The 12,959-nt window shown below is 69.9% G+C and carries 12 protein-coding genes; 10 read left to right on the forward strand and 2 right to left on the reverse strand.

Annotated features, from left to right (window positions below):
• Window positions 1-140 precede the first annotated feature (140 nt).
• Window positions 141-1,625 (forward strand): glycine betaine/L-proline transporter ProP, encoded by a 1,485-nt coding sequence (gene proP / locus KY5_RS33335; RefSeq protein WP_098245685.1) that lies wholly within the window; start codon window positions 141-143, stop codon window positions 1,623-1,625.
• A gap of 12 nt (window positions 1,626-1,637) precedes the next feature.
• On the opposite strand, the gene KY5_RS33340 is transcribed toward proP, so the two are convergent.
• A complete protein-coding gene (locus KY5_RS33340) occupies window positions 1,638-1,883 on the reverse strand; it encodes a DUF397 domain-containing protein (protein ID WP_098245686.1) in 246 nt (81 codons plus the stop codon).
• On the reverse strand, window positions 1,880-2,704 hold the full coding sequence (locus KY5_RS33345) for a helix-turn-helix domain-containing protein (protein WP_098247639.1): 825 nt from the start codon (window positions 2,702-2,704) through the stop codon (window positions 1,880-1,882). The genes KY5_RS33340 and KY5_RS33345 overlap by 4 nt, the downstream gene beginning before the upstream one ends.
• 156 nt (window positions 2,705-2,860) lie before the next feature.
• Here KY5_RS33345 and KY5_RS33350 point away from each other — a divergent pair, with 156 nt between their 5' ends.
• The 9 genes from KY5_RS33350 to KY5_RS42785 all read left to right on the forward strand — a co-directional run bounded on the left by KY5_RS33350 (window position 2,861) and on the right by KY5_RS42785 (window position 12,924).
• The gene (locus KY5_RS33350) at window positions 2,861-3,301 is read left to right on the forward strand and encodes an ATP-binding protein (protein ID WP_098245687.1); all 441 of its coding nucleotides are present in this window, start codon (window positions 2,861-2,863) and stop codon (window positions 3,299-3,301) included.
• 133 nt (window positions 3,302-3,434) lie between these two features.
• Window positions 3,435-4,745, forward strand: a complete 1,311-nt coding sequence (locus tag KY5_RS33355; protein ID WP_098245688.1) for a phytase — start codon at window positions 3,435-3,437, stop codon at window positions 4,743-4,745.
• An 88-nt stretch (window positions 4,746-4,833) separates the two neighbouring features.
• Complete coding sequence (locus KY5_RS33360) at window positions 4,834-6,237, forward strand: S41 family peptidase (protein WP_098245689.1); 1,404 nt, start codon at window positions 4,834-4,836, stop codon at window positions 6,235-6,237.
• An 86-nt stretch (window positions 6,238-6,323) separates the two neighbouring features.
• Window positions 6,324-6,638: a hypothetical protein gene (locus KY5_RS33365; RefSeq protein WP_055549276.1), complete on the forward strand. Its 315-nt coding sequence runs from the start codon at window positions 6,324-6,326 to the stop codon at window positions 6,636-6,638.
• A 5-nt stretch (window positions 6,639-6,643) separates the two neighbouring features.
• The gene (locus tag KY5_RS33370; RefSeq protein WP_098245690.1) at window positions 6,644-11,125 is read left to right on the forward strand and encodes a DUF6531 domain-containing protein; all 4,482 of its coding nucleotides are present in this window, start codon (window positions 6,644-6,646) and stop codon (window positions 11,123-11,125) included.
• Between the two features lie 35 nt (window positions 11,126-11,160).
• Entirely contained in the window at window positions 11,161-11,748 is a 588-nt protein-coding gene (locus tag KY5_RS33375) for a hypothetical protein (RefSeq protein WP_234362985.1), read from the forward strand.
• Between the two features lie 11 nt (window positions 11,749-11,759).
• Window positions 11,760-12,182, forward strand: a complete 423-nt coding sequence (locus KY5_RS33380) for a contact-dependent growth inhibition system immunity protein (RefSeq protein ID WP_234362986.1) — start codon at window positions 11,760-11,762, stop codon at window positions 12,180-12,182.
• 8 nt (window positions 12,183-12,190) lie between these two features.
• The gene (locus KY5_RS33385) at window positions 12,191-12,598 is read left to right on the forward strand and encodes a hypothetical protein (RefSeq protein ID WP_199843354.1); all 408 of its coding nucleotides are present in this window, start codon (window positions 12,191-12,193) and stop codon (window positions 12,596-12,598) included.
• Window positions 12,508-12,924, forward strand: coding sequence for a hypothetical protein (locus tag KY5_RS42785; protein WP_234362987.1), 417 nt, complete (start codon window positions 12,508-12,510; stop codon window positions 12,922-12,924). Before KY5_RS33385 ends, KY5_RS42785 begins: the two co-directional genes overlap by 91 nt.
• Window positions 12,925-12,959 lie beyond the last annotated feature (35 nt).

Here is a 12,959-nt window from a genome sequence, read left to right on the forward strand (position 1 = left end):
CGATTCAGGCCCCAAGTCCTTCCCGATAAGGGACTTGGGGCCATTGCGGCAAGGACCAATGGCGGGCACTTTCTGGCTCCACCGGTTGGCAATGTTGATCGACGTCCAGCCAGGAGACGACCGAGAGAGTTGACCCGCCCGTGAGCGCGCCAGAAGCCCCCGAAACACCGGCACCCCCCGCTCCGGAGGCCGTCGCGAGACACCGCGCGCTCTTCCGCGTGATCCACCGCCGCAAGAACCCGCGGCTGCGCCAGTCGGACATCACCGTCACCGAGGAAGCCCAGGTCAAGCGCGCGGTCAAGGCGACCGCCCTGGGCAACGCCATGGAGTGGTACGACTTCGGCGTCTACGCCTACCTCGCCGTCATCATCGGCAAGGAGTTCTTCCCCTCGGGCAACGACACCGCGCAGACGCTGTCGTCCCTCGCCACCTTCGCGGCCGCCTTCCTGGTGCGCCCCATCGGCGGCATGTTCTTCGGCCCGCTCGGCGACCGCGTGGGACGCAAGAAGATCCTCGCGCTCACCATGATCATGATGTCGGCGGCGACGCTCGCCATCGGCCTGATCCCCAGCTACACCACGATCGGCGTCTGGGCGCCGATCCTGCTCGTCCTCTGCCGCATGGTGCAGGGCTTCTCCACGGGCGGCGAGTACGGGGGAGCGGCGACCTTCATCGCCGAGTACGCCCCCGACAAGCGGCGCGGATTCTGGGGCTCGTTCCTGGAGTTCGGCACCCTGATCGGCTACACCGTCGCCGCCGTCCTCGTCACCACCCTGACGATGCTGCTCAGCGACGACGCCATGCAGTCCTGGGGCTGGCGCATCCCCTTCATGGTGGCCGCGCCGCTCGGACTCATCGGCCTCTACCTGCGCATGAAGCTCGACGAGTCGCCCGCCTTCCAGAAGATGGAGGAGGGCGAGGGCCCGGCCGCCGAGCGCCAGAAGAAGTCCTTCAAGGACTCCTTCTTCGGCCAGTGGCGCGCGATGCTGCTCTGCATCGCGCTGGTCGCGGCGTTCAACATCACCGACTACATGCTGCTGTCGTACATGCCGACCTACCTCACCCAGCTCGGCTTCGGCGAAGCGGGCGGCCTGATGTCCATCGTCATCGTCATGCTGATCCTGATGGCGCTGATCAACTCGGTGGGCCGCCTCTCCGACCGCATCGGCCGCAAGCCGGTCCTGATGGCGGGCTCGGTCGGCTTCTTCGTCCTCGCCCTGCCCGCGTTCCTGCTCATCAAGCAGGGCGGCACGGTCGCGGTCTTCACCGGCCTGCTCATCCTCGGCCTCGCCCTGGTCTGCTACCTGGGCGTCATGTCGTCCTCGCTGCCCGCGCTCTTCCCGACGGACGTCCGCTACGGCTCCCTCTCCATCGGCTTCAACATCTCCGTCTCCCTCTTCGGCGGTACGACCCCGCTGGTCGTCGCGGGCCTGATCAGCGCCACCGGCAACGACCTGATGCCCGCGTTCTACACGATGCTGGCCGGTCTGGTCGGCATCATCGCCGTCGCCGCGATGAAGGAGACGGCGCGTCAGCCGCTCGAAGGCTCACCGCCGTCCGTCGCGACGGACGAGGAGGCGCGGGAACTGGTGGAGAACCAGCCCCAGTCGCAGCCGCAGTACTGACCGACGACGGCTTCAACGGCCCTCGGCGTACGCCACGAACTCCGCCCAGGCGCGGGGGTTCAGGGCGAGCCGGGGGCCTTCTGGGTTCTTGGAGTCGCGGACGTGGATGGTGGTGGGGCAGGGGGCGATCTCTACGCAGTCTCCGTCGCCGCTGCTGCTGTAGCTCGACTTGCGCCAGGTGAGGGCGACTTCAAGGCAGTCGCCTGAGCTGCCGCTGCTGTAACTGCTCTTGAACCAGGCCAGTTCGGGGGTGCTCATGCTGCTCCTCGCATCTGCTCCAGCAGGCTCACCGAGTCCTCGAACGAGAGAGCCTGTGCGCGCATCCTGGCATACCGCATCTGGAGCATGCTGACGACTTTCGAGTCGGAGATGAGCTGGCCGCTCTCCTGTCCCTCTCCGTAGGCGAACCACCTGTTGTCCGGGGTCTCTAGCACTTGCATCGGTCCGTCCAGCCCTGCATGGCTGTCCCGCACCACCGGCATGATCTGAAGCTCGATGTTCCGTCGCTCGGCGAGACCGAGAACGTGGTCGATGAGTTCCATGGTGACTTCATGCCCACCCATGCGGCGCAGGAACAAATGTTCCTCAAGGATGAAGCTATAGGCCGTGTTCGGCCGTCCGGTAAGCAGCTTTTGGCGCTCGAATCGAGCCTCAAGCCTCGCCTCGATCTGTTCGTCACCCAGAGGTGGAAGCCGGTTGACGAACAGCGTCCGTGCGTATGCCTCGGTCTGCAACAGACCCGGGATCAACCGGCATTCGTACGTGTTGAGGGCCAGCGCCTCCTGCTCCAGCAGGGCCCACTGGCGGAACCACGTCGCAAGGCCCGGCTTGCGCGTCAGCTGGTTCGCGGCGAGCCGCAGCGTGCCGAACGCGTCGAGGGAGGACTCGCACTGGTCGATGAAGCCGACCGGCGGGAACCGCCTGCCCTGTTCGATGGAGGCCAGGAAGTGCGAGGAACAGCCGACCTCCTCGGCCAGTGCCTCCTGTGTGACACCGGCCCGCTTGCGGAAACTCTTCAGTACCGCGCCGAAGGTCTTCAGGCCGTCCGACGGCTCTGGCTCTTTGGTGCTCGACGACATCACGGGTAACCCCCGACGCTCGTGTGCTGATCCCCGCCAACAGCCCCATGGTCACGGTCCGTTACCCCACCTGTCCACCCTTTGTACTCGTACGCTGACTCAGCGTACGAGTTTGGTTGCTGGTGTGCGGCCCGCCCGTACGGCCACGGTGAGATCATGCCGACCCAACTCCAACCCGCCGCTCCCGCGCGGGAAGTCACCGAACGCCTCAGCTCGACGCCCCGAGGCGCCCGCCTCGCCCGCAGGCTGGCCAGGTACCACCTGGACGGCTGGGGCATCCCGTACGACTCCGAACCGTCCAACGCCGCCGAGGTGATCGTCGCCGAACTCGCCGCCAACGCGGTGACCCACGGTCGCGTACCCGGCCGTGACTTCGAGCTGCGCCTGACGCTCCACGCGGACACGCTGCGTGTCGAGGTCTCGGACACCCGTGCCGAAAGCAGGCCGCCGCGGGAACCCGAACGGCCCGCGCCCGACGGGGAGTCGGGCCGGGGGCTCGTGATCGTGGCCGCGCTGGCCGCCGAGTGGGGCGTGACGGAGCGGCCCGTCGGCAAGACGGTGTGGGCCGAGCTCGCGTTGAACGTCCAACCCGCCTGACGTACAGGGGAGTTGGTTCACTCCCCGTACATCCGGGAGGGGTGCTGCCGGACGTGCCGCGTACGCCGGGCCGACACCCGCAGGCCCCAGTCTCACGCAAGATCCGTCCGACCCCGGAACGAGGAGACACCGCGTGACCAGACGCCGTCCGACCCATCGAACGATCGGCCCGGTCCTGCTCGCACTGACCACCGTCCTGGCGGGCGCCACGGCCACGGCCGCCGCGCCCGCCCGCACCACGGCCGACCCGCTGCCGGGTGTCACGCCCCGCGCCGAGACGCCCGTGCTGCACGACGACGACGCGGGCGGCAACGCCGACGCCGACGACCCCGCGATCTGGCGCGACGCGGCGAACCCGGCGCGCAGCCTGGTGATCGCGACGGCGAAGGAGGGCGGTCTGCGCGCGTACGACCTGGACGCGCGGCCCGTGCAGTCGATAGCTGCACCCCCTGCTGAAGGGCAGGACGACGCGCCTGGCCGCTTCAACAACGTCGACCTGGTCCACGGCCTGAAGCTCTCGTCGGGCCGCGCGGATCTCGCCGTCACCAGCGACCGCGGCCACGACCGGCTCCGCTTCTACCGCATCGACCCGGACCGGCCCGGCGGTCCGCTCACCGACGTCACGGACCCGGCCGCCCCGCCCGTGTTCTCCGCCGACCAGGCCGAGATCAACGAACAGCGCACCGCGTACGGGCTCGCCACCTGGCAGGACAAGGCGAGCGGCCGCTCGTACGCCCTGGTCAGCCAGCGCGAGCGCAGCAGCGTCGCGCTCCTCGAACTGCTCCCCGGGCAGGGCGGCAAGGTCTCGTACCGCAAGATCCGCACCCTTGACCTGCCCTCCTCCTTCCGGCTGCCGAACGGCACCTCGTGGAGCCCGTGCGCGGAGCCCGGTGAACTCCCGCAGGTCGAGGGCATGGTCGTCGACCCGGCCAACGGCACGCTGTACGCGGGCCAGGAGGACGTCGGCATCTGGCGGATGCCCGCCGACCTGACGGGGGCGCCCCAACTCGTCGACAAGGTGAGGGAGTACGGCGTCCCCGGTACCTACGACGAGGAGACGGAGGAGTGCACCCCGGGCCCCGACCCCGGCTACGGCGGCAAGCGGATCGCGGCCGACGTGGAGGGCCTCACCCTGGTCCACGAGTCCGACGGCGACGGCTACCTGCTCGCCTCCAGCCAGGGTGACAACACCTTCGCCGCGTACGACCGCGAGCTGAGCGACCACAACGAGTACGAGGGCGGCTTCCGCGTCACCCCGGCGGGCGGCGCGCTCGACGGCTCCGAGGAGTGCGACGGCGCGGCAGCGCTGAACGAGCCGCTGGGCCCGAAGTACCCGCACGGCCTGCTGGTCGTGCAGGACGGTCACGACGCGCCCGGCGACGGCGAGCGCCCGTCCACGAACTTCAAGTTCGTGGACCTCGGGAAGGTCATGAAGGCGCTGTGACCCCGGGGGATATCCCCCCTGTCGATTGACCGGTACGCCGGATGGTCCGGGCCGTGCTCCTCGGCGATCGTGATTCCTGACGCAGCTCATGTACAGGGAGAGGGAAGCCGTGCGACACAGGAGTTCCAAGGCCGTGCAGGTCGCCGTGGTGCTGGCCCTCGCGGGCGGCGCGATGGCGCCCGTCGCGGCGACGGCGCGATCCGCCGCCCCGCGGCCGACGTCCGTCGACGGTCTCTGGCGGATGGAGGGCTACGGCGCCGTCCTGGCCATCGAGGGCGGGCGCATGCGGGAGTACCAGACCACGGACGTCAGCTGCCAGAAGGGCTTCTCCGCGCGGCGGACGGCGCCGGGGGAGTACCAGGACGCCGACCGGACGCTCCTCACCGTCCGCAGGGACGGGGCGCGGCGCGCCACCCTGCACGCGTCGGGCTCGGCCGGCGACCGGCAGCTGCGGCGCGTCGCGGAGCTCCCCGAGGGCTGCGGCACCGCGATGCCCAAGGACCCGGTGACGGCGTTCGACGTCTTCTGGCAGTCCTTCGAGGAGAACTACCCCTTCTTCGCGGCCAAGGGGATCGACTGGCACGCCGTACGGGACACGTACCGGCCCCAGGTGCACGCCGACACGACGCGGGACGAACTCTTCGCCGTCTTCAGCAAGATGGTGAAGCCGCTTCACGACGCGCATGTCGCTGTCGTCGACGGCGATCACCGGTTCTACCAGGTCCGCCCCGGGACGACCGTGCCGAGCGAGAAGCTGGACACCAAGGTCAAGAACCACATCGTGCGGCGCGACCTGGGCGGCAAGAAGCCGCGCGAATTCGCGAGCGGCCGGATCAGCTACGCGGACCTGCCCGGCGGGCAGGGCTATCTGCGCATCTCCGGTTTCGCGGGCTACGACACGAAGGACCCGTCGTACGCCGCCCAGCTCGCCGAACTCGACAAGGCGCTCGACACCGTCCTCACCCCCGCGCGCACCGCCTCCCTCAAGGGGCTGATCATCGACCTGCGGGTCAACGGCGGCGGCTCCGACGCGCTCGGCCTGCACATCGCCGGGCGCCTGACCGACACGCCGTACCTCGCCTACAGCAAGCGCACGCGGTACACGCGCCCGCAGCCGGTGCCCGTGCGGCCCGCCAAGGGCGTGCCCCGCTACACCGGTCCTGTCGCCGTCCTGACGGGCGGTTCGACGGTCAGCGCGGGCGAGACCTTCACCCAGGCGCTCATCGACCGCCCCGGCGGGACGGTCCGCATCGGCGAAGCGACGCAGGGCGTCTTCTCGGACGTCATGGAACGCAAGCTTCCCAACGGCATGGCGGTCGGCCTCCCGAACGAGGAGTTCCTGACCCGCTCGGGCCGGACCTTCGACGGCGCGGGCATCCCGCCCCACCTGCGTACGCCGGTCTTCACGAAGGAGGAGTTCGAGAAGAACCGGGACTCGGCGTTCGACGAGGCGGTCAAGGTTCTCCGGGCCTCTTTGCCGTCTCATGACTGAATGAAGGCGTTCCGCTTACCCGTGACAGCTACTGTCTGCCGTTGGCATGTGCACACAGCAACGCGGCGTTTCGGGGGACGGCAGCCATGGGGGACCTGGGTAAGGACTCGGAGTCGATCGCGAAGGCGGCGCCGCTGTTGCGCAAGGCGCCGCATCACATCGCCAAGCCGCTGCACGACTTCAAGACTGCCTCGCACGACCTGTCGGCCCTGGGCGCGCTGGGTGCGTTGATGAGTGCGACCGATGACGTGCGCGAGGGCATGGAGACGCTCGCCGAGGTCGCCGGGGACCTGGTGGACGAGTGGCACGGTGAGGCCAAGCTGATGACGGACCTCTCCGAGGCGTTCGACGTCCTGGACGTGCTGCTCGAAGCCGCCGCGCGCGGCAAGAAGCAGGGCTGAGCCCGGTGGTCGACCTCAACCCCCTGCACTACATCAACAAGTTCAACCACATGGCCGGCGACAACATGGCCTCCATGATGGAGTTCCTGGGGATCTCCGACCCGGCCGTCGACCCGGACGGCGTCCGCGAGATCGCCAAGAAGTGGCGCGAGCTGGCCAAGGCCGTGGACGCCTCGGTCAAGGACGCCGAAGCCGCCCTCAAGGACGTCACCTGGGAGGGCAAGACCGCCACCGCGTTCAACAAGCGGGCCAAGAAGACCCGGACGCAGGCCACCCAGATGGCCGACTCGCTGCGCGACGGCGCCGACGCGCTGGACAAGTACGCGGACGAAGCACACGAGCTGCTGACCGAACTCAACGTCATCATCCTGGAGATCATCGAGGTGGAGATGGCGGGCCTGGCCCTGTCCGTCCTCACCGGCGGCGCCTCCGCCGTGGTCAGCAGCCTCGCCGCGGGCGCCCGCTTCGCGAAGGTGATGGCCCTGCTTGGCCGGATCGAGCACGCGGGCACCGCGATGGCCCGCGCCATCCGCGCCGTCCTTGAGGTCATCCGCGGACTGCGCCGCGCGCTGCGCGCCCTCAAGGAGATCAAGACGATCGCCCGGGTGGGCAAGATGGCGGGCGAGGGCGCCAAGTTCGCCGCCCTTGACACCCTGTTGAAGGACCCCGCCACCTTCAAGGATCCCGGCAAACTCGCCGAGACCCTCGCGCTGGGCGCGGCCCTCGGCGTCGGCGTGGGCAGCCTGGGTAAACTGCTGGGCAAGGGCCTGGGCAAACTCAAGCCCAAGGACCTCTCCAAACTCCGCGGCGCGATGAAACTCAACTGCGCCGCCTTCCAGCGCCTCTCCCTGCGCCCCGGCTTCGACAAACTCCCCGCCTCGGTGCGCAACGCCCTCAAGAAGTTCGTCCGCGACCCCATCGACGTGGCCACCGGCGACATGGCGCTGCCCCGCACCGACGTCCGGCTCCCCGGCGTCCTGCCCCTGCTCCTGGAACGCACCCACCTGTCCTCCTACCGCTTCGGCGGCTGGTTCGGCCCGTCCTGGGCCTCCACGCTGGACCAGCGGATCCAGGCCGACGCGGACGGCTTCATCTACGCCGCCGCGGACGGCGCGCGCCTCTGCTTCCCCCCACCGTCCCCGGAAACCGGCACCCCCTCCGTCACCCCGGACACCCCCGGCTCCCGCCTCACCCTCTCCTACGCCGACGGCTTCGACGGCGCGCTGTGCGTGCACGACCCCGACACGGGCCTGACCCACACCTTCCACAGCCCCCTCCCCGCCGCCGCGGGCGAAGCGGTCGACGTCCCCCTGCAGTCCATCGAGGACCGCAACGGCAACCGCATCACCATCGAGTACGCGCCCGACGGCGACCTCCCGCTGGCGGTCACCCACTCCGGCGGCTACCGCATCGCACTGGACCGCGACGCCACCAACTCCCGCATCACCGGCCTGCGCCTGCTGGACCCCACCTCCCCCAAGGCCCCCGGCACCACGCTGGTCACCTTCGGCTACGACGAGGCAGGCCACCTGGTGGAGGAGACCAACTCCTCGGGCCTGCCGATGCGTTACACCTACGACGACGCGGGCCGCATCACCTCCTGGACCGACCGCAACGGCACGACGTACTGGTACGTCTACGACGAACGCGGCCGGGTCACGGCCACCGGCGGCACCGGCGACGCACTCGCCTCGACGCTGACGTATGAGGACGCGACGCACACGACGCGGGTGACGGACTCGCTGGGGCATGTGCGGGTGTATGAGCACAACGACGCGTATCGGCTGGTGCGGGAGACGGATCCGCTGGGGCATGTCACCCACCAGGAGTGGGACGAGGAACACCGACTCACCGCGTACGTCGACCCGTTGGGCCGGACGACGCGGTACGCGTACGACCAGGTCGGCCGCCTGATCCAGGTGACGCGGCCGGACGGTGCGCACTCCTCCGTCGAGTTCGACGAGTCGGGCCTCCCGGCTCTGACGGTCGACCCGGACGGCTCCCGCTGGGTGCGGGAGTACGACAGCACGGGCAACCCCGTCGCCGTGACCGACCCCGCGGGCCGCACCACACGTTTCGCCTACGACTCGGCGGGTGGCCTCTCGGAGGTCACGGATGCCCTGGGGCACGCGGTGCGGGTCCGCTGTGATGCTGCGGGGTTGCCGCTCACGGTCACGAACGCACGGGGTGCGGTGAGCACCTATGAGCGCGACGCGTTCGGGCGGCTCGCCGTTCTGACGGACCCGCTCGGGGCGTCGACCCGCCTGGAGTGGACCGTCGAGGGGAGGCCCGCCAGGCGTGTGGCGGCTGACGGTTCGCAGGAGACGTGGCTCTACGACGCCGAGGGCAACTGCACGCACCACACGGCCGCGAGTGGCGCGGTCTCGCGCTTCGAGTACACCCACTTCGACCTCCTGTCGGCACGCACGAGTGCCGACGGGGTGCGCCACGCGTTCACCTACGACAGTGAACTGCGGCTCACCACGGTCACCAATCCACAGGGCCTCACCTGGACGTACGAGTACGACGCAGCGGGCCGTCTGGTCGCGGAGTCGGACTTCGACGGACGCTCGCAGCGGTACACGCACGATGCGGCAGGCCAGCTGACCCGTCGCACGACCCCGCTCGGTGAGGAGATCCGCTACTGGCGCGACGCGCTCGGACAGGCGGCACGGAAGGACGTCGCCGGGCAGGTCACCGACTTCACGTACGACGTGGCGGGCCGCATGCTGCGCGCGGCCACGTCGGGCACGGCCGTCGAATGGCACTGGGACGAGAAGGGCCAGCTCCGCGCGGAGACGGTGGCAGGCAGGGAACTGAGCTACGCCTACGACGAGCTGGGCCGCCGCACACACCGCACTACGCCCACCGGAGTGGTGAGCACCTGGTCGTACGACGCGGTCGGCAACCGCACCGGACTGACGACGGGCGGACACAGCCTGCGCTTCGAGCACGACGCGGCGGGACGCGAGATCACCCGCCACGTCGGAGACCACCTCACCGTCGCCCACACGTTTGACCAACTGGGCCGCCCGCGGACCCAGACCGTCACCGGCTCCGAGGACCGTCGCGTCCAGGAACGCGCCTACCGATACCGCGCGGACGGCTATCTGACGGACATCGAGGAATCGTCTGGCGGCAGCCGCGCCTTCGAACTCGACGAGGTCGGCCGGGTCACGGGTGTCAGTGCCGAGGGGTGGCGCGAGACGTACGCGTACGACGCGGCGGGCAACCAGACGGACGCCTCCTGGCCCGCGGCGCACCCGGGCCAAGAGGCCCAAGGAGCACGCGAGTTGGCCGGAATGACGCTCCTGAGGGCGGGTGCTGTCCGGTACGAGCACGACGCCGCGGGCCGCGTCGTGCTGCGCCAGAAGACCCGCCTGTCGCGCAAGCCGGACACCTGGCGGTACACCTGGGACGCGGAGGACCGGCTCACGTCGGTCGTCACGCCGGACGGGACGCGGTGGCGGTACACCTACGACCCGCTCGGGCGGCGCATCGCCAAGGAGCGGCTCGCCGGCGACGGGGAGACGGTCACCGAGCGCGTCGACTTCACCTGGGACGGCACGACGCTCTGCGAACAGACCACACGGGGTGACGGGCTCGCTTCCCCCGTCACGCTGACGTGGGACCACGACGCGGTGCGGCCTTTGGCGCAGACGGAACGCATCGCCGCCCACGAAGGCGGTGACGGCTCCTCGGACGGCAGCGGCTCCGCCGACGACGGGCCGTCGCAGGAACAGATCGACGAGCGCTTCTACGCCATCGTCACCGACCTCGTCGGCACCCCGACGGAACTGGTCGACGAGGACGGTGACATCGCCTGGCGCATGCGCTCCACCCTCTGGGGCACCACGAGCTGGGCCGCCGACAGCACCGCCTACACGCCGCTCCGCTTCCCGGGCCAGTACTTCGACCCGGAGACCGGCCTGCACTACAACTACTTCCGGTACTACGACCCGAGTACGGGCCGCTACCACTCACCGGACCCACTGGGTCTGCGTCCGGCGGACAACGCCTTCACCTATCCGCACAACCCGTGCACCTGGACGGACCCGCTCGGGCTCGCACCGGAGTGCGGTGACGCCGATGTGCCGCCGAGCAACTGGGTGCCGGACGAGAACTATTCGCCGGAGGAGATCACCCGGCGCATCGGCGGGAACAAGGACCGCAAGGCTTGGTTCGAAACACCAGAGGACATTCATAAGCTGGTGGACGACATCGTCAAGAATCCCAACAAGGAACAGCGTTATACCGGTCCGGCCCACGATCGGGTGGCCGACAATTATCGGGGTGGAAATTCCCGCGCAGGGCAGCGGTGGAAGGACCAGCCGATTTATGACAACGGAAATCCGTTGAGTCAGGCGCGAGTTGTGGTGGACCGGGAAGGGAACATCGCCTACTTCGGCAGGCGCAAGGACGGATCGCACAACTACGACCAGGTCATCCCGTACCCTTGGGCGAAGGCGCAGCCGCGGTCCAACTAGGCGCGGGCCGCGAACGCTCATCTCGAAGGAATGCCATGCGGGAAGCAGAACTGGAGAATTCGCTGACCAAGGCGGGTCTGCGATACCTGGGCCTCGCGGACCCGTCCGCACCGCTCATCCCTCCGAGCCTGGCGTTCTTCGCGGATTCCGTGGAAACCGGCGGTCAGGAATGGGCCGTGAGCGTGGAATCCGATGCGCCCGACCTGCGGGAGAGGGTGAACCACGAGTGGTACATGCTCAGCGCGGACCAGGGACTGTTCCAGCCGGACGCCCCGGAGTTCCTGCTCGCCGTCGGCGACAGGGAGGCCACGCACCCTGACTCCCTGCGGTGGGCGCGGGTGGCCCTGACCGTGGACTGCGACCTCGCGGGCGCGGGCGCCGAGGCCGGGGTGACGGGGCGCGGCGCGGGCCACGTCGACTTCGCGATGCTGTCCCTCGACGGAACCGTCCTCGTGCGGGGAGCGAAGGGGGAGGAGTGGACGGACTGCGTCCTCCTGAGGAACCCCCATGACCTCCCATCACTTCGGGATCTCGGTACGCGCATGGCGGCATCGCCGGAGACTCCGCGGGGCACGCGGGATGCCCTGGAGCGCTGGCTGGAGCACACGCGGGTCGGCGAATGAGGAACTCCACGGTGACGGGGCCGCTCGACCGGGGCAGGTCCCTGGAGGAACTGGAGGGGCACCGCTGGCCGGATCCGCCCGCGGACGCGACTGCCCTGGTCAGAGCCGTGCACGAGATGCGGCGCCGCCCCGTCGGGACCCTGGAGCCGCATGAGCTGGCGCGGCTGATCAGGCAGGACGTGGGCACGGCCTGGCTGCTGCCGCTGGCGGTGGAGATCCTCCGGGACGCGGCGCCGCGGCAGGCGGAGGGCGGCTGGTTCGACGACGACTTGTTGTACGCCGTCGTCACCGGCAAGCCGGAGATCTGGGCAGCGGCACCGCAACTGGCCCGCGAGCTCCGCGACACCGTGGCGGTCCTGACCGATGTGTCGCGCTACGTCCGCCAGGAGATCGAGACGTTCTTGGCGACGGTTCCGGCTCCTGGGGAGGACTGACGACGCGCGTGTTCCACGAGATCGAGGACATCGAGCAGGAGCGCCTCCGCGTCGCCCGGCGCCCGCCCCCGCAGGACGCGCCCCCGGTGCTGAGCACGTTCGACGTGACGCTGACCGTGCCCGCCGCGGAGTACGAGGCACGCCTGCGGTCCGTGCTCGACGCCGCGCTGGGGATCGCCCTCTCGGCGGACTTCGCCGAGGAGGACCTGCCGGTGGCCGCCGTGCCCGCGTGGTTCGCCGAGGTGAGCGGTCCGCTCTCGGCGCGGGCCCCGCGGTTCGCACGGCGCGGCAGGGAGCGCTACGCCGCGGCGATCAGGGGCGGACGGTGCGGATCTGGGCCGACACCTGGGGCGAGTCCTTCTTCGCCTGCGACGAACTGCGCTGGCTGGCCTACGTGTCGGGCGCCGAGGACGTGAGCGGGCCGGAGCTCAGGCGGGTCGACTGCGCCGAGGGCGGCCGGGGCCTCGACTGGTCCGGGGCGGACGGCTCCCTGGAAGCGGCGATCCGCTCCCGTCTGCGTTCCCTCGCCGCCGGTGCGGTCACGCCCGAGGAGGTGTCGGGATGGGCGCTGGACGCCATGGAGGGCGATTCCCCGCAGCTGCGTGACGGGCGGATCCGGACCGCCCTCGACCGGCTGTCCGGAGCGGATCTCCTGGAGGGCCCGGGGCAGTACCTGCACGGCAAAGAGGACTTCGACGCCTGGGTCGAGGAATGGGACCGGCCCGCCACGCCATCGCCGTAGAGTATGCGCGGCATACCCGGAACGAACCGTGGAAC

Origin of the sequence: Streptomyces formicae (assembly GCF_002556545.1) — a bacterium.
In the GTDB taxonomy this organism is placed as follows: domain Bacteria; phylum Actinomycetota; class Actinomycetes; order Streptomycetales; family Streptomycetaceae; genus Streptomyces; species Streptomyces formicae_A.

Coding starts and splice junctions, on each gene's coding strand:
- KY5_RS33340 (WP_098245686.1), bottom strand. CDS start 1,883: ATGAGCACCCCCGAACTGGCCTGGTTCAAGAGCAGTTACAGCAGCGGC.
- KY5_RS33345 (WP_098247639.1), bottom strand. CDS start 2,704: ATGTCGTCGAGCACCAAAGAGCCAGAGCCGTCGGACGGCCTGAAGACC.
- KY5_RS33350 (WP_098245687.1), top strand. CDS start 2,861: ATGCCGACCCAACTCCAACCCGCCGCTCCCGCGCGGGAAGTCACCGAA.
- KY5_RS33360 (WP_098245689.1), top strand. CDS start 4,834: ATGTACAGGGAGAGGGAAGCCGTGCGACACAGGAGTTCCAAGGCCGTG.
- KY5_RS33365 (WP_055549276.1), top strand. CDS start 6,324: ATGGGGGACCTGGGTAAGGACTCGGAGTCGATCGCGAAGGCGGCGCCG.
- KY5_RS33375 (WP_234362985.1), top strand. CDS start 11,161: ATGCGGGAAGCAGAACTGGAGAATTCGCTGACCAAGGCGGGTCTGCGA.